This window comes from Enterococcus sp. AZ015 (assembly GCF_050499225.1).
Classification (GTDB): domain Bacteria; phylum Bacillota; class Bacilli; order Lactobacillales; family Enterococcaceae; genus Enterococcus_D; species Enterococcus_D entomosocium.
On sequence record NZ_JBMHEX010000001.1, the window covers coordinates 2,262,949 to 2,283,962 of the forward strand.

At 37.9% G+C, this 21,014-nt stretch carries 18 protein-coding genes; 2 read left to right on the forward strand and 16 right to left on the reverse strand.

The features are described from left to right. Window position 1: 1 nt before the first annotated feature. Genes IGK85_RS10500 through IGK85_RS10550 form a run of 11 tightly spaced genes read right to left on the reverse strand, consistent with a single transcriptional unit; the run spans window position 2 to window position 10,867 of the window. Entirely contained in the window at window positions 2–988 is a 987-nt protein-coding gene (locus IGK85_RS10500; protein ID WP_008378769.1) for an SDR family oxidoreductase, read from the reverse strand. Between the two features lie 2 nt (window positions 989–990). Further along, on the reverse strand, window positions 991–2,301 hold the full coding sequence (locus tag IGK85_RS10505) for a nucleotide sugar dehydrogenase (RefSeq protein WP_008378770.1): 1,311 nt from the start codon (window positions 2,299–2,301) through the stop codon (window positions 991–993). Further along, window positions 2,294–3,388 carry a glycosyltransferase family 4 protein gene (locus IGK85_RS10510; protein ID WP_008378772.1) on the reverse strand — a complete coding sequence of 365 codons (1,095 nt, stop codon included), beginning with the start codon at window positions 3,386–3,388 and terminating at the stop codon, window positions 2,294–2,296. Before IGK85_RS10510 ends, IGK85_RS10505 begins: the two co-directional genes overlap by 8 nt. After that, window positions 3,385–4,266: an NAD-dependent epimerase/dehydratase family protein gene (locus IGK85_RS10515; RefSeq protein ID WP_008378776.1), complete on the reverse strand. Its 882-nt coding sequence runs from the start codon at window positions 4,264–4,266 to the stop codon at window positions 3,385–3,387. Before IGK85_RS10515 ends, IGK85_RS10510 begins: the two co-directional genes overlap by 4 nt. After that, complete coding sequence (locus tag IGK85_RS10520) at window positions 4,263–4,877, reverse strand: sugar transferase (RefSeq protein ID WP_192810775.1); 615 nt, start codon at window positions 4,875–4,877, stop codon at window positions 4,263–4,265. Before IGK85_RS10520 ends, IGK85_RS10515 begins: the two co-directional genes overlap by 4 nt. A gap of 12 nt (window positions 4,878–4,889) precedes the next feature. Beyond that, window positions 4,890–6,707 (reverse strand): polysaccharide biosynthesis protein, encoded by a 1,818-nt coding sequence (locus IGK85_RS10525; RefSeq protein WP_008378780.1) that lies wholly within the window; start codon window positions 6,705–6,707, stop codon window positions 4,890–4,892. A 12-nt stretch (window positions 6,708–6,719) separates the two neighbouring features. After that, window positions 6,720–7,484 (reverse strand): tyrosine-protein phosphatase, encoded by a 765-nt coding sequence (locus IGK85_RS10530; RefSeq protein ID WP_008378782.1) that lies wholly within the window; start codon window positions 7,482–7,484, stop codon window positions 6,720–6,722. Between the two features lie 23 nt (window positions 7,485–7,507). Next, window positions 7,508–8,215, reverse strand: a complete 708-nt coding sequence (locus IGK85_RS10535) for a CpsD/CapB family tyrosine-protein kinase (RefSeq protein ID WP_005234973.1) — start codon at window positions 8,213–8,215, stop codon at window positions 7,508–7,510. A gap of 9 nt (window positions 8,216–8,224) precedes the next feature. Next, a complete protein-coding gene (locus IGK85_RS10540) occupies window positions 8,225–9,004 on the reverse strand; it encodes a YveK family protein (RefSeq protein WP_008378786.1) in 780 nt (259 codons plus the stop codon). A 15-nt stretch (window positions 9,005–9,019) separates the two neighbouring features. Further along, window positions 9,020–9,952, reverse strand: a complete 933-nt coding sequence (locus tag IGK85_RS10545; protein WP_005234969.1) for an LCP family protein — start codon at window positions 9,950–9,952, stop codon at window positions 9,020–9,022. A gap of 45 nt (window positions 9,953–9,997) precedes the next feature. Next, a complete protein-coding gene (locus IGK85_RS10550; RefSeq protein WP_008378789.1) occupies window positions 9,998–10,867 on the reverse strand; it encodes a hypothetical protein in 870 nt (289 codons plus the stop codon). 860 nt (window positions 10,868–11,727) lie between these two features. Between IGK85_RS10550 and IGK85_RS10555 the strand changes: the two genes are divergently transcribed. Continuing rightward, complete coding sequence (locus tag IGK85_RS10555) at window positions 11,728–13,197, forward strand: helix-turn-helix domain-containing protein (RefSeq protein ID WP_008378791.1); 1,470 nt, start codon at window positions 11,728–11,730, stop codon at window positions 13,195–13,197. Window positions 13,198–13,495: 298 nt separating this feature from the next. Here IGK85_RS10555 and IGK85_RS10560 read toward each other — a convergent pair whose 3' ends face one another. From IGK85_RS10560 to IGK85_RS10570, 3 genes are all read right to left on the reverse strand, one after another. Beyond that, a complete protein-coding gene (locus IGK85_RS10560; RefSeq protein WP_008378793.1) occupies window positions 13,496–14,689 on the reverse strand; it encodes a 3D domain-containing protein in 1,194 nt (397 codons plus the stop codon). 205 nt (window positions 14,690–14,894) lie between these two features. After that, window positions 14,895–15,662, reverse strand: coding sequence for a putative ABC transporter permease (locus IGK85_RS10565; RefSeq protein WP_005234965.1), 768 nt, complete (start codon window positions 15,660–15,662; stop codon window positions 14,895–14,897). A gap of 138 nt (window positions 15,663–15,800) precedes the next feature. Then, the gene (locus IGK85_RS10570) at window positions 15,801–16,178 is read right to left on the reverse strand and encodes a DUF7006 family protein (RefSeq protein ID WP_005234961.1); all 378 of its coding nucleotides are present in this window, start codon (window positions 16,176–16,178) and stop codon (window positions 15,801–15,803) included. A gap of 489 nt (window positions 16,179–16,667) precedes the next feature. Between IGK85_RS10570 and IGK85_RS10575 the strand changes: the two genes are divergently transcribed. Next, window positions 16,668–17,291, forward strand: coding sequence for a hypothetical protein (locus IGK85_RS10575; RefSeq protein WP_005234960.1), 624 nt, complete (start codon window positions 16,668–16,670; stop codon window positions 17,289–17,291). 62 nt (window positions 17,292–17,353) lie between these two features. On the opposite strand, the gene IGK85_RS10580 is transcribed toward IGK85_RS10575, so the two are convergent. Further along, a complete protein-coding gene (locus IGK85_RS10580) occupies window positions 17,354–19,210 on the reverse strand; it encodes a glucosaminidase domain-containing protein (RefSeq protein ID WP_005234959.1) in 1,857 nt (618 codons plus the stop codon). A 33-nt stretch (window positions 19,211–19,243) separates the two neighbouring features. Further along, window positions 19,244–20,734: an NlpC/P60 family protein gene (locus IGK85_RS10585; protein ID WP_005234957.1), complete on the reverse strand. Its 1,491-nt coding sequence runs from the start codon at window positions 20,732–20,734 to the stop codon at window positions 19,244–19,246. Window positions 20,735–21,014: the final 280 nt, after the last annotated feature.

The following is a 21,014-nucleotide window of genomic DNA, read 5'->3' on the forward strand; positions in this document are numbered from 1 at the left end:
ATTACATACCTTCTTCATTATTTTTATACCATTCAATCGTTTTCTTTAGACCTGCACTGAAGTCATATGAAGGACTATAATTTAACATTTTAGCCGCTTTTGAAATATCTGCATTAGAATGCTTAATATCGCCTTTTCTATCATTCTCAAATACAGGTTTAATGTGTTTCTTTGAAAGAATATTTGAAATTTCTTCATACAAATTATTTAATGAGACTCTTCCACCATAAGCAATGTTAAAAGCTTCTCCACTAACGGACGAATCAGAAGATGCTGCTTTCAAATTAGCTTCAATAACATTCTCAATAAAAGTGAAATCCCTAGATTGATTTCCATCTCCATTAATAATTGGTGCCTTGTCATTTAGTAAAGAGAGAATAAATCTTGGAATCACAGCAGCATATGCTCCATTCGGGTTTTGCTTATATCCAAAAACATTGAAATACCTTAATCCTATAGTTTCTAATCCATATATATCAGAATATATTTTACCGTATTCTTCTGCAACTTTTTTTGTTAGTGCATAGGGTGAGAGAACGTTCCCTTCAATCCCTTCCACCTTAGGCAGGATAGGGCTATCACCATATACAGATGAGCTAGATGCATAGACAAATTTCTTGACTTTATTTTTTAGTGCCGCATCCATCATATTTACAGTACCTTTGATATTTACTTCTTCATAAAATACAGGCATTTCAATACTTCTAGGCACACTTCCCCATGCAGCCTGGTGCAAAACATAGTCAACATCTTTACACGCATGATTACATACATCATAATCGGTAATAGTGCCATTAATAAATTCAAAATTCATATTATTGATAAATGGTTTGATATTCTCGTAAAAACCATTTGATAAGTTATCTAAACATCTTACTTTATATCCCATGTTTAATAATACTTCACATAAATTACTTCCGATAAAACCGGCACCGCCTGTAACTAAAAATTGACTATTTTTCGGGAAAACAACTTCGCTATAACTCAATTTTATAACCTCCAGTAAGCGACATCTAATGCTTCTACTTCGTCTTTATCCAACATACCTTTTAAATCCATAATAACTTTTTTACTTTTAATTCGGTCTAACCAATAATTTATAGTTTGATTAACAAAGCTATCGTGATTAACAGCAATAATCATTAAATCTAATTCATTCATCTCTTCTTCTTTTACAAATTTCAGTCCATATATTTGATCAGCTTCTTCAGCATCTGCCTCTGAATCAAAAACTAGAGGTTCAATATTAAATTCTTTTAATTCATTTATGATATCAATAACTTTTGTATTTCTAGTATCCGGACAGTTCTCTTTAAATGTAAAACCGAAGATCCCGACTTTGGCATGGGAAACATCTTTTTTATTTTTGATCATTAGTTTTATAGCACTTTCAGCAACGACTCTTCCCATATCATCATTAATTTGTCTTCCTGCTAGGATAATCTGTGAATGATATCCTAATTGCTCTGCTTTATGAGTCAGGTAATATGGATCTACTCCGATGCAATGGCCACCAACAAGTCCAGGAGAAAATTTAAGAAAATTCCATTTTGTACCAGCTGCTTCAAGTACTTCTTTAGTATCTATTCCCATCTTATGAAAAATTAGAGAAAGTTCGTTCATAAAAGCGATATTTATGTCTCTTTGCGAATTTTCAATAACTTTTGCTGCTTCAGCAACTTTAATACTGGCAGCTCTATACACCCCAACTTCAACAACAAGTTCATATGTTTTTGCGATAATCTCCAAAGACTCTTGATCCATTCCTGAAACAACTTTTACGATTGTCTCAAGTCGATGGACTTTATCTCCTGGATTAATTCTTTCTGGAGAATAACCTACTTTAAAGTCTTTCCCACAAATCAAACCTGACTCTTTTTCTAAAATAGGTATACAAATTTCTTCTGTAACTCCTGGATAAACAGTAGATTCAAAAACCACAATAGAACCTTTAGTCAAATTTTGACCAACAATTTTACTTGCTGATTCTACTGGTGTTAAATCAGGTGTATGGTCTTCATTAACTGGTGTAGGAACAGCTACAATATGAAATTTCGCATTTTTTAAGTCAATAGCTTCAGAAGTGAATTCTACTGCAGTATTTTTAATAACATCGTCTCCAACTTCTTTAGTTGGATCAATGCCATTTTTGTATAGTTTTATTTTCTCTTTACTTAAATCAAATCCTATTACTCGAGCTTTTTTTGCAAAAGCTACAGCGATAGGCATTCCAACATATCCTAAACCTATCACAGAAATTTTTTCTTTTTTGCTTACTATTGCATCATATAAATTATCCATTACAAATCTCCTCAATTCTTTCAACATATTTATTGACAACAATTTGACGATCAAAATATTGTGAAACTTTTTCTCTTGATGCAAGACCCATTTTTTTACGAATTTCATAATTTAATGTTAAATACTTTTCAACTGATTTAAATAAACTATCTTCATCTTTTGGTTTACAAAGAAAACCGGTAACGCCATCCTCAATTATTTCTTTACAGCCCGGAATATTGGAAGCAATTGAAACTCTCCCAGACGCGCTAGCTTCTAAAAGTACGTTTGACATCCCTTCATGATAACTAGGTAAAATTACACAATCTATCTCTTTTAACAATTCTTGAATATTATCAACCATACCATGATAAGTTATAATGCCCTGTGATTCTTTTTCACTAATTATCTTTTGGTAATCACCATCAATAAAACCAGCAATATGGAATTCTACATTTTGGTAGCTTTGCAAAATTTTTTCTGCTACAAGAATAAACTCATCAATACCTTTTTCTTTCATCACTCTCGAAATAAAAACAAACTTGATTAAATTGTCATATTTGTATTCCAAGTACTTAAAATGCTCAAGATTGATTCCTGATCCTGGTAATAAAATACTGTTATTTATTTTTATCTTATTAAGATAGAAAAATTTTTTATTTTCTTCATTTTGAAATACAACTGTATTGATTTTTTTGAAAGTTAAACGATACATTCTTATTAGAATTTTTTTTAGTAAACCATCATTTTGAAACGGGGAACCTAACCCAGTAACATTTGCAATGCTTGGAATATTCCTTTTACTTGCTTCAAGACCAGCGTAAACATTAGGTTTTATTGTATACAACAAAACAATATCAGGCGTAAAGGAGTCCATTACTTTACCGTATTCTTTTTTTAATTTAAGTTCAGTGAAAATATTTTTTCCATGTCTGTCTAATTTACTGTTAAAAAATACACATCCTAAACTAATAAAATAATCTACTTCTTTTCCGTAGGGACAACAGATTCCTACAGAATAACCTTTTTTAATTAGTTCTTCTATCAATTCTCTTCTAAGGTTATATACATATTTTGGGTGATTTGCAATAAGCAACACTTTGGTCATAATAATTCTCCTGATTTTTCTGTAAGTTTTATGCTAGTATCAAAATTTATATAGGAATAATCCATTTTGATTCCATCAACATACGAACCTGGCGAACCTAAAAGCGAATGATCATAAAATAAATCACCAAAAACTTTGGAGAATAATGTACTATTTTTCGCACATAATTTTATAAGCGGCGAAAATCCTTTAACAAAAAAAATATTAGACTTATTTATTGCAGCTATTAATGATACCATTTCTGTTGTATTAACATATTTTGAATTTTGAGGATGTAGTATTCCTACTAGCTTGTAATCTATAATGGTTTTTAAAAAAAGATTCATATTATTTATAAACAGCATACTTCTTTTATTGTCTACTTTGGGAAATACAATAATTTTTTTTGCCACATTTGATAATCTTTGGTAATTTCCAACACATTGCGGACCGTAAATCATAGGAGGTCTGATTATCGCTACATTGAAAGAATCAGTTGCTAACCTTTCAATCTGTATCTCAGCTTCTCTCTTAGATTTACCATACGGTGTTGTAGGATTTATTTTAGTCTCTGCAGAAATAGCTCCGCTCTCTACTCCGAAAACAGACATCGTGCTAAAAAAAATAAAATGCTGTACATGTTCTTTCTTTGCTTTTTCTGCTACTTTAATAGCTAAATCACGATTTACTTTGTAATACAATTCTTCATTCGTTTCTTTGACGTGAACAATAGCTGCAAGATGAATCAAAACATCATATACAGAAAAATCAACATCTTTCCAAATACTCTCCCTAACACTAATCGTTTCAACTTGATAATATTCTTTATATTGCTCTATCCATGTTTTAAATGATGTACCAATATAGCTATTTTCTCCTGTGATGAGGATACGCTTCATTGCCCATCCTCCTTCTTAATACTACTTGTTCCGCCTTCTATAACACCCTCACTTTTAAAAACAGAAACAATCGTTCCAAGAAAACACTTCAGATCCATAGAGGGTGAAATGCTTTCAGTATAATTCCCATCTAAAAGAGCTTTTTGTTTAATTTCCAACTCATCTCTACCACTAATCTGAGCCAACCCAGTCAATCCTGGTCGAATATCATTTGCCCCATACTTATCTCGTTCTTCGATCAAATCATATTGATTCCATAGCGCTGGACGAGGACCAATGACAGCCATATCTCCTTTGATAATGTTGAACAATTGAGGCAGCTCATCCAAACTAGTTTTTCTTAAAAATTTTCCGACCTTGGTGATGTAAAATTCTGGGTCTGCTAATAGATGTGTCGGCATTTCTTTCGGTGTATCAATCTTCATTGTCCGAAATTTATAAATATTAAAATGGGTTTTATTTTTACCAACCCGTTTTTGCTTGAAAATAATTGGTCCCTTAGAATCTAGTTTTATAGCTAAACATAAAAGTAATAAAACTGGTGATAAAACAACGATCCCCATTAGCGATAAAATAAAATCAATGATTCGTTTCAATCCATCCTTATACAACAAAACCCACTCCTATTTGTTTGAAGCATTTGCAAATTTCACGATTTCCTTAGCCAATGTAGCACTATCTTTAGGAAGTGCATCTACAAAACAAAGTACCTCTTCCAATGGATATCCTTTGATATTCCCAACAAAAATTTTCTCAAAAACTGCTTCATCATTTCGTTCTTTATCCAATAATAGTTCTTCGTATAATTTTTCCCCAGGTCGAATCCCGGTTTCAATAATCTCAATCTCTTCTTCGCTATAACCACTTAGACGAATCATATTCTTCGCAAGATCAACGATTTTCACCGGTTCGCCCATATCTAAAATGAAGATTTCTCCACCTTTAGCAAGTGCACCTGACTGAATAACCAAGCGGCTTGCTTCTGGAATCGTCATGAAGTAGCGAGTCATACGAAAATCAGTCACTGTGATTGGTCCGCCTTTTGCTATTTGCTCACGGAATACTGGAATCACACTGCCTCTTGATCCTAAGACATTACCAAAGCGTACAGCAGAAAATTTCGTGCAACCTTTTTCATTTAAGCCAGTAACAATCATCTCGGAGATGCGCTTTGTTGCCCCCATAACGTTTGGTGGATTATTGGCTTTATCCGTAGACACCATTACAAAGTTTTTCACTTTCGCAGCTTTGGCAGCTTCAGCGGTATTTTTCGTTCCGTAAATATTGTTTTTAACTGCTTCTTTAGGATTGTATTCCATCAACGGTACGTGTTTATGTGCTGCCGCATGATAAACGATATCCGGTTTGACTTCCTTCATGATTTCAAACATCTTTTCTCGATCTTGTATATCGGCTATAACAGGAACGATTTCGGTAATATTGTCTTTAAAATTGATTTTCAACTCACGGTCAATTAAGTAAATCGAGTTTTCGCCATGTCCTAACAAAACTAGTTTTTTAGGATTGAATTGAATCACTTGGCGACAGATTTCGGAACCGATCGATCCACCAGCACCAGTCACTAATATCGTCTTTCCAGTAATTTGATCTTTGATGGAGTCGATATCCAATTTGACTTCATCTCTCCCTAACAAATCAATGACATCGATTTTCTTCAAACGTGAGGTACTGATTTTTCCAGAGGCGATTTCTTCCATTGATGGCATCGTGTTGACTTTGACATGCAAAGGTTCAATTATGCCAAAAATACTCCGCAATTTTTTTCGTGACAAAGAAGGAATGGCGATAGTGACCATATTGATCTCATACTTTTGAATCAAATCAGGTAAATCACTGATACAACCCAAGACTTTTTTTCCAGAAAGATAAGTGTTTCGTTTATTCGGATCATCATCGACAAATCCGAGAATATTAATGTCACTTGCCGTTTTCGAACCTACAAAGCTATTATAAAGAATTCTGCCGCCCTCACCTGCGCCGACGATTAAGGTATTCTTAACAACCTCATTGGATGACACTCTCATGTTTTTTCTTTCAACATAGATCCGCCATATCAATCGACTAGCAATGATCAAAAAGAGTGAAAGAAAGTACGTAAAGATCACTAAGCGCATGCTATAGGTTTCATCACCGAAAAACAAGATCACGTTACAGGTAAAAGCGCTGCATGATACAGCCAAGAAGATAGCAATCATTTCTTTCAAGTTCGTGTAACGATTGATTCGAGAAAAAACACGAAACACTGATCCATAAAAAAGATAGAAACCGACAGAAAGGCTCACCGACATCAATGTAAATTCTTTTGGAATCGCCACAAAGGGTTTCATAAAATAAACTGCTGCTATATTCGCTGCTATGATCAATAAACTATCTACAACTATCAAAGTTACAATTTTTCTTCTTCTCGTTAATTCAAACAACCCAGTTGCCCCCTAAAATAACCCGAATTTCTTTTTTTTCACTTCTGTAAAAGCTGGAAAACTGATTTGATCCCCGTTTATCAAATCTTTTGCTACTTGTTTCATCAATGTTACTTTGAGCATGCCAAAATCTTGCTCAATTTGCTCATAAGCTTCTTTTAAATTAAAGGTGCGTTTTGTAACGCCATGAGCATCCGAAGCGACCATCTGAACAAGATTATGTTCAACCATTGTTTTTGCTGTTTTTTGGATTTCTTTTCCAAATACGCCGACATAACTTGGCGCAGTTAACTGTGCCAAACAGCCCATATCCAAAAAAGGGATGAGATTGTTAGGGTCTTTTCTAAAATGAGCATTCCGCTCGGGGTGGACAATGACTGGAATCTTTCCCAGCTGTAGTAAATCGAAGAATATTTGTTCTGTATACGTAGGCACTTCAATCGTAGGAAATTCTATCAAGATATACGTATCATCAAGATCTGTAAAAAGGATGTCATTTTTCTGTATATCCTCAATTAAATCTCCTGTTATCCTAACCTCTTGCCCCTCAAGAACTGTCAAGGGCAGGTTCCGTGCGTCTAATTCTTCTTGCAAAGAAGTAACGAGAGAAATGACCTCTGACTTCGGATTGCGGTATTTTCCATTGTTATGATGTGGGGTACAAAGGATATGCGTAATTCCTTGGCTAATCGCTTTTTCAGCCATAGCAATGCTCGCATTGATGTCTTCTGCACCATCATCAATTCCTGGTAAAATGTGGCAATGTAAATCAATCATTTCTCTCGTCTCCTTCAAATTAATTAATTTCCATAATAATAGTAGTAACCTGAATCTTTCGAGTGTTCGGCACCGTTATAGACCACCCCAATGATTCTTGCTTGAACCATATTCAAAAGATCTCTCGCTTTTGTTAAGGATTCTTTACGTGCAACATTTTCTCGAACCACTAAGATCGTCCCATCTGCTTTAGATGCCATGATTTGTGCATCGGTGACTGCTACAACTGGTGGCATATCAAAGATAACCACATCGTAAAGGTTTTTCGCTTCTTCCATCACTTGGTTCATTCGTGCTGACCCAAGTAGCTCAGAAGGATTTGGTGGTTTTGGTCCGCTGGTTAAGACAGATAAATTATCAATCACCGTTTTTTGAGCTGCTTCAAGGACGCTCGTTGAGGTACTTAATACGGTACTCAATCCACTCGCATTGTTTAAGCTAAATGTTTTGTATACAGTAGGCTTTCGCATATCGGCATCAACTAACAATACTCGTTGTCCTGATTTTGCAAAAACAACCGCTAAATTAGCTGAAGTTGTCGATTTCCCTTCACCTGGACCAGAAGAGGTAACAACAATGGTCTTGATTTGTTTATCTGCTGAAGACGCAAATTGAATATTTGTACGGATCGTACGATATTGCTCTGAGATTGGTGAAGAAGGATCAATTAGCGTGATCAAACTTACTGCATGTGTCTGTGTCCCAGTACGTTCTTGTTTTTTTGCCATCATTGTTCCCTCCTAGACCCGGCTACGACTACGGCGTGATTCTGCCGTTTTGTCGCCTTGCGGTTTCTTAATAAATGGTGCGCTTGGCTTTTTCTGAATGGTTGCAGCCAATTCTTTTGGTGACATTTGGGGTACAGTACCCAATACGGTAAAGCCTAATGTTTCGGTTACAAATTTATCATCTTTGACAGTTCGATCTAGTAGCTCCAATAAGAAGGCTAAACCGACACCGACCATGATCCCTAATACCAGACCAATGGCTAAATTTAGTTTGTTGTTAGGTGAAACGGGTGTAGTACTAGCTACCGCACTTGAAATGATTGAGATTTTATCAACATTCATAACATCTTGAGCATTTTCTTGAAAGACCAATGCTGTCGTATTGGCAATATTTTGCGCTGACACTGCATTTGTACTAGTTGCCTGAATGGAAAACATCTGTGAGTTCTGTGACTGGTTGATCGAAATGGATTCTTTCAATTGTCCGACAGTCAAGTCAAGGTTATTTTCAGACTCCAAACGATCCTTTACTTGTGTCATAACCAAGTCACTGACAATCATATCTTTATACGTATTGATCATTTGCAAGTTTGTATTCACATCGTTGGCATTGGTAGTTTCGGATTGTGGCAATGTCACAATCAACTGAGCTTGTGAACTGTATTTCGGTGTAATGACAAAGAAGGTGAATATTCCTGCTAAAGCTAAACCAGCAAACATTGAAATAAAAATAGCAGCTAAGTGTTTCCGTAGAATTGCGAATATTTCTTTTAAGCTAATTGTTTCTTCCATCTTTTCTCCACTTTCCTATTCATTCTCTAGATTTAGTTGAGCTTTCAACTCTTTTTGAACTCTTGCTAGTTCTTCGTCACTCACACGCTGATATGAGATGCCGTCTTGCATGAATCCTTCCCCTTGCAACTGATCTTGTTTGATCGTTTGAAAGGCACTGCGATAGTTAAATGCTAAGGTTCGCATGTCATCGAAACTCATATCTGTCTTCATGTTTTGCTCAACGGCATTTAAGATCGTTTGATATTGGGTGATTCCATCAAGACTCAAGACTTTCTTAACGATCCCTTCAACGATTTTACGTTGGCGTTCTTGACGTCCATAATCGCCGTTTGGATCTTCATAACGCATTCTTGAATAGGCAAGGGCTTGTTCGCCATTTAGTGATGTACGTCCGATAGCAAAATCAAAGCCGTCTTGCGAAAAGGTGATTTCATTATCAACTTCAATGCCGCCAACCGCATCGACTAATTCTTTCAAACCAGCCATATTGATTGATACATAATGATCGATCGGAATATCCAAGAATTTTTCTACGGTATTCATTGCCATCGCTGGTCCACCAAAAGCATAGGCATGATTAATTTTATCTGTCGTCCCATGTCCAACGATATCAACATAGGAATCTCTTCCAATACTCACCACCGTCGTCTGATTGTCTTGTGGGCTGATGGTCGCAACCATCATGGTATCAGAACGTCCTTGTTCGACTCTTCCTAAATCACCGGTATCGATCCCCATCAGTAAAACCGAGAAGGAATCTTTTTGGGATAGGTCGACATCATTTTCACGTAGACGATCTTCTCGATCACGTTCGACTGATTGATAGGTTTCTTGAATTGAGTTTGATACATCAAAATATAATTTTGCAGCGACACCGATCATTCCGATGACTAACACTGCAACGATTGAAAAGATGATTAAAAAGATTTTTTTTCCTTTTGACATTTGCTTTCCTCCAGTTATCTCTATTTTCTTCGATACATCTTTAAATTAGTAAACAGTGTCTGAACTTTGATCTGTCCAGGTGCCATCTCCTGCGGATGTATCCTCTGAATAACTTTCCGTTGAAGCGGGGGGTGTATACGTGCTGTATCCTGTGTACCCCATTTGGGTAGCGACTTTATCTGCTAATTCGGTGAATTTCTCTTTCAATTCTTCGTTGCGAACTTTGCTAATACTGTCGACTGCACTCAGGTATTTTTCTAAGGTGACTTCACTTGTCACCTCATCCCCATCAAGCATTTCATCAAAAGTTTCTTGTAATTTTGCAATGCGGTCCAATTGAGTATCCGCATATTCTAAATAGGAAACGACTAACTCTTTCCATTTACTATCCTCAAAAAAGCTCAGATTTTCACGGACATTCCCGACATCCGTTTCTTTTAGATCAGCTCTAATGATGACATCATTTTCAGCACTTTGCCAATTTGAAACACCTTCAGTAAATAAGGCTTCCGTATCCGCTTGTACTTTTAATTTTGCCTCGATGTCTTTTAGCTGATCATCAAGGGCGGTTTTTTCTTGTTGGATCTCCACTGACTCACTTGGCAGTGCATCATCATCGATCCCATAATCGTCTGCAGATACTTTCACTGCAGAAAGTTTTGCGACTGTTTTAAGAACGTCTTCTTCTTTAAGATCTTTTCGCAAAAACGTTTGATCTTCGTTGCTGTAAAATTCAGCAATTTCATTTGACAACTCATTGATGCGATCTTTTTCGCTGGCAATCGCTGTCTGTGCATATTCGACTCGTTGCTGATATTGCCTTTGGTTATTTTGTCGGTAACCAATAAAACAAATTGCAACGGCGCCAATACCAACGGCTAAAACAGTCAAAGTCTTTATTAACGGCTTTCCCATGAACACACTCCCTACTTCAATTGTGCTTGTTTAAGCATTCTGCCTTCCTCTCACATAATAAAGGCAATTCTAGTTTATTATAAGAGAAATGTATCATTAAATAAAGGAAATTCCCGTTTTTTATTTATTAAGGTATATTTTTCGTCAATAAAAGACTTATATCATGCCAAACATCAGTTATTTTAAAAAACCATAAATAACGTCTACTTTACTTGACAGTTTTTTTAAACCCTCATTTTAAATAATGAATAATTCAGTTATAATCGTTGTTATCATCACCTTTGAAGGTTGTCACATTATAGAAAAATAACCTTAAGAGATTATATTCGTTCACTTTCTCAACATCTTTTCATTATAAATAGAAAAGATAAGAAATTCAGAAAGTATTTTTATACACTTTTCTTGTTATTATAAATTAATTTGGCAAAGCTGAATTCTTTTCTTGGCGCACTTAGGGTTTCCTTTGCGGCTGCTATTTATTTACGTCAATCGTTCCTGTTAAAATTATAAGTTGCCTTTCGCAATGTGACTTTTTTCTTCAATTCTGTTCCCCTTAATATTCAATCGCCCCCCGAAAAACAATAATCATTTAATTTTTATTCCACCACTAAAAACTTATCGTCTCGCCCCCTCTCTGGCTATTCAATTTCCATCAATCTTCTTCGACATGCTGGAAAAAACGTGTTTCTACCTATATATATGCCGATCGTCAGTTGATTTATAGAAAATGCAAAAAATCTCGCATAGACTCAGGTATAGATTTCACCAATCGATGAAATACGTGATTTGTTTTTTCTTCCCTATCTTCTTTAAGATGAATAAGTAAGATTTGCGATTTTGTTCATGAAAGGAGCCACGTCTTGAGAAATTTTCAAATAAATTTTATTACTAACACTGCAACGATTCGATGGCTGAAAATTTTGAGGGCATTCGAGAAAAATTATCAATGTTCGACTCAAGGTTTGGCAAAAATTTCAGGAAGTACCACGCGAACGATCGTTACGGATGTGACGGATCTAAAAGAGTACTTTGGCGATTGTTTATCGATCGACTCTTCTCACAAGGGGTATATTTTTTCGATCAAACATTCAGCTGTTTATTTAACGAAAAAACGTGCGCTGATTGCCAATGAGATTCTCTTCCATATCATCGAAAGTATTTTCCACAATGATCTTTATAGCTCATCTGAATGGGCAGAGAAGTACCATATATCAGAAAGCACTGTTCTTCGCTATTTGCGGAAAGTGCAACCGATTTTTTCTTTCTATCGTTTGGAGATCCAAACCAATCCTATTTGCTTTATTGGTGAGGAGATCAATATTCGCAAGTTTTTCCATGATTTCTATTACGAATCGGAAATTACTGCCCATACGATTTTTCCGCCGATCGCCATCCAAAATATCACTGCTAGCGCTTTTTCTAGATGTTATCAACTTGACCAGCATGCTTGTTCATTTGGTGAATTCAATTATTACCTGTATATCACCTTTGAGCGCCATTGTGCGGGTCAAGGTATCGAGTTGCCTAAGCAAATAAAAAAAATATTTGAGCAATATAATGATTTTCGGCTATTTTCTGAAATCAACGAGGCAATGAGTGAACAATACCAAAAAGAACTTCCCTATGAGGAAGTCCTTTATTTGTTCTTATTGGTGAAAACCCGCCGCTCGATCAGCAACTTGGCGATCGAACATTCCTTTTGTAAAGAGTATAATCATTGGCCTGAAATTAAGCAGCTTGCTGCAGCCTTTGTCAAGGATTGTTTTCCAGATACTCAAGATAGCGCTCGTGATCGGCTCTTAGTAGAATCCTTTTTTACGGTAGCAAAAATCAAGCAATTATTATCCCCCTTATTAAACCATATGATTTCGGATACCGTTCATTTTGTCGAAGAGGCGTATATGGATGATTACCATCTATTTAAAAACTATCTGTTGACGCAACCATTAGCCAGAGAAATTTGGGACAGTATCACACTGGAACACTTAGGAACGAGTCTTACGATGTACGTTACCTCTATTAAATCTTTGTACTGGCAAGCAAAGAAGAATATCGCTTTTTTGTTTGAAGGTCCCTTTTATTTATGCCAATTATTAAAATGCAAATCTGTTCGTTATTTGCGCAGCTCTCGGACATTTTATTTTCCAGACTCCAATGAATTGTCGGCAGGCTATTTGGAAAAAAATCAAATTGACTTGATCGTCACCAACTATACGGAATACATTACCGAATATGCCCAAGACATTGATTATTTGCTATTCAAAACTTTTCCCGATGAGCACGACTGGGAAGCTTTAGAAGAAAAACTGAATGCCAACTTCAATCCTTGATAAATGAAAATCTTGGCTCTTTAATTTATGGGACTGAGGAATCATAACTGATTCTTCAGCCCCATTTTCATTTTAGGTATTTAAAAACATATCGTTCTCTAGTATGATTAGATCACCACAAAATAAATAACTGAGAGAACGATTGTAAGGACTTGTGAGCAATTTAAATCAAAACAGAGCGTATCGTTCGGGTCGGCACTGACACAGCGATACGCTCTCTACTTATGCCTTATTCTATTAAAAGCAAAAAAAGAAGCAGCCACTTCATTCAGTGAGCTGCTTCTTGCTAGTTGATTGATTAATCGAGAATCGTTACTTTTACTTGACGACGTCCCCATTGGATACATTGTGCTACGTTATCAAAGTGAACATCAATGATATTTCCTTTGATCGCGCCACCAGTATCAAGCGCTAGTGCTACGCCATAGCCTTCAACATTGACTAAGGTGCCTAACGGAATCACGCTTGGATCCACGGCAACTGCCATTGGATTTTTACGTAAGTCTGTACCGCTTGCTGTAAAGAAACTGGAGCCAGCTTCTTTATAAGAGTAGGCAGTTGATTCCATCATCAATGTCCGACCACTACTTGTATTGCTGTTGTTGCTATTGTTATTGTTGTTGTTATTGCTTGAGCTGCTATTTGAGCTATTGTTACTGCTTGAAGAGCTGCTCGATGATGAGGTGCTGCTTTCAGTCGTATTGCTGCTCGATGAAGCAGCCGATTGTGATTCAGAAGCGCTTGAACGTTCGGCAGCTTGGGCTGCTTCTTTTTCTGCTTTTTCTTTCGCTGCTTGTTCTGCCGCTTCTTTGGCTGCTCGTTCTTCTGCTGCTTTTTCAGCAGCTAAGCGAGCTGTTTCAGCTTCTTTGCTTGAAGCGATTTGTGCCAAGGTTGATTCGTTTTCTTTCAATTGGGCTTGTAGATTCGCAATTTTTGAATCCAGTGTTTTGGCTTCTGATTCTAATGCGGTTTGATTTTCTTTCAATGATTGCTGTGTTGACTGTGCTTTTTCTTCTAAAGCTTCTAGCTTTTCTTTTTCAGTTGTTAATGAATCGATCTTTTCTTTTTCCAAGTTTTGTAACATCGTCATCGCATAGGCACGATTGATAAAATCTTGGATGTTTGATGATTCTAACAGTACCGTCCAGTCTCTGGTAGCCCCGCCATTGACTTGGATGTCTTTCATACGTTCCGCAACGACTGCTTCACGCTTTTCAATTGTTTCTTGTGCAGTTTTGATTTCTGCTTTGGTTGTTGCTAATGATTCTTCATTTTCAGCGATTTGAGCTTTTAGCTCTTCTACCTCACTGTATTTCGCATTCACATCAGTCAATGCAATCTGTACTTCCGTACTGATTTCCTGACTTTGCTGCATGACGGCACTTTCTTGCTCTTGCAATGATTCAAGTGACTCAGCCTGCGCAAAGATTGGAGAAACGATTCCTGCCGCAAAGACAGCGACAACGATTGTTCGTAGTTTCTTTGCCTTCAAAAAATTCCCTCACTTCTCACTATGTTTTCCAACATATCCTATTATACAAATTCTTAAGAAGAATTTTATTGCAGGACCTTTACAATTTGTTACAAATTATCGTAATAGTGGGTGTTTTAATCGTCTTTTTCAACTGAAATCAGTCAGAAGTGGGAAGAATCAGCATTGATAAGGGTTTATTTTTTGTAATCTTACCGTAACAAACCTATTTTTTCTTACGGATCGCTTCAATAAATCGAGACAATTCCTGACTGCTTTTTATCTGATTAATTTCTAACTTTTGAAAGTTTTTTAAGAGTCTTCTTTGATGGAAATTCAATCTCGGTAGATTCTGTTTTAATACGCGCCATTCTTCTGGAAACGCTGCGAAGCGCCCTTGCCAATCGTTTTTATATTGCTCAATATTTTCAGCCAATTCTTTTTTGTGCTGTTCAAAGGCTTGATTGACCTGTTGCACCGCTTTCTGAAAGGCAACCAAGTTAGCTAGGGTATAGCCCATATCAAAAGAGAGAACCATTAATAAGAAAACTGGCAATAAGAATCCTACGCGAGCACTCAATGTTTGAACAATCTCCAGCATTTGCGGATGAACAAATCGAACAATGAGCACACAGCACACGCCCCAAAAAAGAGAAATCGGCAATGCCACCCGTCCATTGATATTCAATGGGACTTCTTTATAATCCCACCATGAGGCATGAAAAAAACGCTCAAGTAAATAACTTGTCACATATTCAAGCACGGTAACCAACAACGCTGCCGCAAAGAACAGTGGAATCACTTGCTCATGCAATGGCCGCAATAAATAGACAACGCCAAGAATCCCAAAGCCGTAGATGGGTGTGATGGGACCAACAAGGAAGCCCCGATAAACAAAGTGCTTGGCTTTTAGTGAGCAATAAATGGTTTCCCAAAGCCAACCGATAAATGAGTACAAGAAGAATAATAAAATGATCCGTTCAAATTGAACCATACCTATCCGCTCCTTTTCAAACTGTCACAATGATCTGTGCAATCGTACTTGTCATCACAATCATACCACAAATCAATCAGTCTTATTTTGAATCAGTGCAGTAGCTTATTCCCTGTTTGAACGTTCTTTTTTCGTTGCTTATTGATCACCAAAAATAATTGATGGGTGCACTTGTTCTTTCAAACTATAGCCACACAGTTCTTTGTTAAAGGTAAAATGATCTTGTTCCACATTTGCAATGATCTCATCTTCGGAAAATCCGTGAAAATCGTAGTCATTGATATAACTGCGAAGTAATACTAATTTTGCATCGATCAAGAGAACTCTTTGGATATCCATCCAAAAAGCCATGTCTTTGTTTTTCAATATTTTTTTCAATTCTGCTTCCTGTGCTAACCAGTACGCATAGACTGATGGCATTTCACCTTTAATGGTTTCAGCAGATAATCCTTCTCTCATTTTTACTAGATACTCATTTACTGATTGATAAAACAATTTCCTTCCCCCTAGTTCCATTATTTTTAAACGTAGATCTTATGTTTCTTCTATTCCTCGCCGCTTTGAGCTATCTTTCTCTATCCGGCTGTCGCTGATGTCGCCCTACTTTTTGTATCGAAAGAAGCCATAGTATTTCGCAACAAAATTCTGACAATTATTCAAAACAAATAGATAAATAAAAAACACACTATTATTTTATAGATATAACCGACACAATTTTTAACTTCACTATTCTTTTAATGCTTCCTTTCTTTTCTAAAGCATAGCAAAAGTCGCCCCGTATTTATAATCAACTTTTGCATCAATCTAAGAAAAAAGTGAAAATAAGCGGTAACAGTCAGTTATTTCGGCTTCATTTTTTTAAATTTATTATTTAACAATCCTTTATTTTTTTCTTTTCATGCAGTAACTGAGAATATTTTATTGCGTTATTTCCTTTCCTATTATACGATTAACTAAATAATGTTGGTTATTTGAAAATAGAAAACAAAGGGGAACGTGAGAATAATGAGAAAAAGTGTTGTTTTTAGTTTATTGGGGTTCACACTTCTTTTTGCTGGCTGTACGCCAAAAGAGGAGAAACCAGCTTCAGAAAGCACGGAAAATGCAAGCGCTACAAGCTTATCTATGACTTCGTCAACAGAAGTCGCGCAAGAATCGACGGGCTCTTCCAGCGAAGCGGCTTTACCGAGTTCGGAACAAACCATCACAGGCGTGAGTGGAACAAACTATACCATCGATTTGCCTAGTAATTGGCAAGAGGTACCCGATTTCACTTCATTGAATCCTGACAATGATTTCATGTTGTCAGATGCGTTAGAAACGAAATACTTAGCTGCAGTCGTTGAATCGAAACAAGATTTTGCCGATTTAGAAACTTATCTCGGATTGGTTCAAGAAAATTTGGCAACAAGCTTCGATACGACCGCCACCTTTTTACCAATTCCTGACACGAAGGCCTATTTCGTTGATTTCCCAGCGACAGTTGAAGGGCTAAATATCCACTATATTTATTATGTACTTGAAACCGACAATAATTATGTTCAGTTGTATGGTTGGACGTTAGAAAGCTTATACGACTCTTCAAAAGACGAGCTAACAGCGATCATGAACAGCTTCAAAGAAGAATAAACAAAACATCTGGAACCATTTTGGCAAATAGCCGCAAAAATGGTTCCAGATGTTTTTTCATTTTATCTACGGACTACAAGACGCTGTCCTACAAGAATCAATGAGCCAGAAAGATTATTCCACTGCATCAACTGATTCACAGTCACACTGTAGCGTTGCGAAATGCCCCATAGAGTGTCTCCCGAACGTACGGTATAGGTGGTGCTGTTTGATGAGGAAGTGTTCGTTTCTTGAACATACGCTGCACTTACCCAGCCACGCCCTTCAATTCGATACCAGACGTTGTTGCCATTCACACTGGTTCCGGTCTTTTGCGCAACCGCGCGAAAAGAGGAGTTGTTTAACAAAGAACCAACTATTCTGGCACTGGTAGACGCATCAGAGCGAATATTCAATGTTGCGGTTGTACGAAACTCTTTGTTGATGCTTTGCTCAGAGCTATTACTTCCAGCGTTCACTTCTGTCACGTACGTAGCACTCACCCAGCCGCGTCCTTGAATTCGATACCACACATTGTTTCCGTTGACACTCGTTCCCGTCTTTTGAGCGACTGCTCGAAATGTCGCATTACTTGCCAAGGAGCCAACAACAGAAGCGCTAGTCGATGCATCTGAACGGATGTTCAAGGCAGCAGTTGTGCGGAACTCTTTGTTGATGCTTTGTTCGGCATTGTTGTTATTGTTGTTGTTACCATTATTATTGTTGTTATCATTCCCACCCGTATTCGATGAGATCTCCGTCACGTGAGCAGCACTTACCCAGCCACGTCCTTGAATTCGATACCACGTCGTATTGCCGTTCACACTGGTACCAGTTTTTTGCGCTACTGCTTCAAATGTTGCATTGGCAGCCAATGAACCAACGATCGAGGCGCTAGTGGAAGCATCCGAACGGATATTGAGTGCTGCATTTGTTCTGAATTGCTTATTGATCGCCTGCTCAGAATTGTTATTGTTGTTATCATTTGAACCGCCACCACTTGATGTATCGTACTGGGTCAAATTGTGCGTTTCAATCAAGTTGTTTAGCTTACTTGCATAAGAAGTATCGGTGGCATAACGTCCTTGCAGCCATTGAGTCGCGTCACGATAAGAATTTGTATTAGACTTCCATGCCCCATGGTAGAAGAAAACACCCGGCGAAAATGAGGTAGTTCTCAAAACGTGCGCATTGTCTTGAAAAGATTCTTTTAATGAGGGGTATTTACGAAACCTAGCAATAATCGGATAGAGATTGCCATTCCCGTCATCTTCCATGGTTTGCATCTCTACAAATTGTCCATTGTAAGATCCCTTGATACCAAACATATTATTTGCAAGAGTGGTCAGCGTGGATTGCCCCCAACCTGATTCTAAGATCGCTTGGGCAATCATGACCGAAGCGTAGAGGTCATTTGCCCCGGCAACTTCTTGTGCCATTGGTCCTACTTGCTGAATAAATGCTTGCTGATTGTTGGAACGTGCCATTGGATTATTGTAGTTGGGCATGACCTTCGTTTCAATGGCGATCCGCTCTTCTTCTGACAGAACAGGAATATCACTATCGGTTTCTGCTTCATTCTGTTCAGAAGCATCATCTGCTGGTGCATTTTCGGGTACCTCTTGGATGTCTACTCCATCCGCACTTTCAGCTTCTGATGGATCGGTACTATCTTGAGTTGCTGGTGATCCCTCGTTCACTTCTTGATCTTCTACAATGCTCACTGAATCATGCGTCGATGTGTCTTGGGTTGACTCTGCTGTTTCAACTACTTGAACACCATTTTGGGCTTCTGCTGACTCGAGTGTATCTGCTAAAACATTCATCGGCAAAATATTCACCGTACTAACAAGTGCAGCGGTTGCCGCCGCACTTTTACGGTAAAGAAGCCCTCTTTTTTGTTTCTTCGCACGATAACGAAGTTGTTTTCTTTCTTCCATTTGTCTCTCCTTAAAACTACAGCTAGCTACTTCTTACATTCTTACTGCAAAGCTAGGTGTAAAATGAGCGGTGCTGCCAACAGAAACATTTTGTCCTGGGCGTGGTGCATGAATGTATTGTCCGCCACCTAAAGCAATGGCTACATGATAGGTGCTACCTGATGAACCCCAGAATAAAAGATCTCCTGGTTGTGCTTGGCTAACGGAAATCACTGTACCGGCTGTTTCTTGTGGCACCGTCCATCCACCAATATCTCTCCCTGTTACTTGTAAAAAGACATAGCGAGTAAACCCAGAACAGTCAAAGCTGTCCGGTCCTTTGGCACCCCACACATAGGGTTTTCCGATATGCTTATAGGCTTCTGCCACGATTGCAGCACCATTTGTTGATGCTGGTGCAGAAGGTGCTGGCGGCGTCACGATCGGTGCAGGTGACGGAGCAGGCGTTGGCGCCGGTGTTGGTGTAACTGGCGTCGGTGCTGGCGTTGGTGCAGGAACTGCAGGTGCACTGTCCGCTGGCGTCTCCGGTGCTGCAGGTGTCACTGGTGTTTCTGGCTCATGAATTTCTGGTGTATCTACTGGTGTTTCCTCTGGAACCTCTGGTGTTTCAACCGGTTCAGATTCTTGCGTTTCCTCTGGTTGCGTTTCTGCTGGTGCTTCTGGCTCTTCCACTGGCGCTGGGCTCTCTGTTTCTACGTCAGGTTCTGTGCTCTCTACTTGAACAGCTGCTTCATTCAAGGCTGCTTCTTCCGCTGCAGCTTGTTCTGCCTGCTGTTGCGCCGCTTGTTCCGCTTGGGCTTGTAAAGCAGCTACTCGGGCAGCTTCTTCACGAATTCTCGCTTGCTCCGCTTCATAGGCTTCTTTTTCCGCACGCAGCTGTTCTTTTTCTTCTTCTTTCGTTGCTTCTTCGTAGGCTAAATTACTAACTAAGACATTTAATTCTGCTTGGCTTGCTTCCAAAACACCTTTTTGTGCTTCCAGATGGCTCTGTGCTGCTTGCAATTCTGCCACTTTTTCTTGTGATTCCGCACGCTTTTGTTCAACAGCTTGTTGGTCGGCTTTTTGCTGTTCGATCACTTCATTATTCGCTCGAATGATCGTCGTCATGGCATGTACACGACCCACTAGATCACTGACAGAGTCCGCCTCTAGTACCGCTGTTAGAAAATGGTCGCCTTTTCCATTAACTTGTGTTTCTCTGGCTTGCTTTTCAATGTTTTCTGAGCGTTTGGCAATGCGCTCTTCTAACTGACTGATTTCCTGATCCAATCCTTCGATCGCTTGCAACAAATCACTTTGCTGCGCTAAAATGATTGCTGCTTCTTGATTTAACGAATCAATTTCTGCAGACAATCCGTCAATTTCCCCTTGTACGCTTTGACGTTGCTGTCTCAACTGATCAATTTCGTTATTTTTTTGTTCGATCAATTGATCGTGATTCGTAGCAAAAACGGTCACAGGTCCGCCGAATGATGACAATACAATGCCGCACATACACACTGTTGCAAAGATTTTCTTCTTCATCTGATCCTCCAAATTCAATTTTAAAACTTTTTTTTCATTTATTTGACCATTTTCATTTTACCATAGTTCAGCAACAAACCCAATCCGTAAGCGATTTACATTTTAGTTACATAAATAAGCTCTGTTTTTTTATTACATGTTCCCCACTCCTATCCCACCGACACGCCGATTGAATCCCTATGTATCAACTGTTCAAGAAAACTTCATAGAAAAAGTCCTTTTTCTTAAGAAAAAATAAATAATGTTGTAGATTTCACTTTTATTACATTAATTTTCTGCA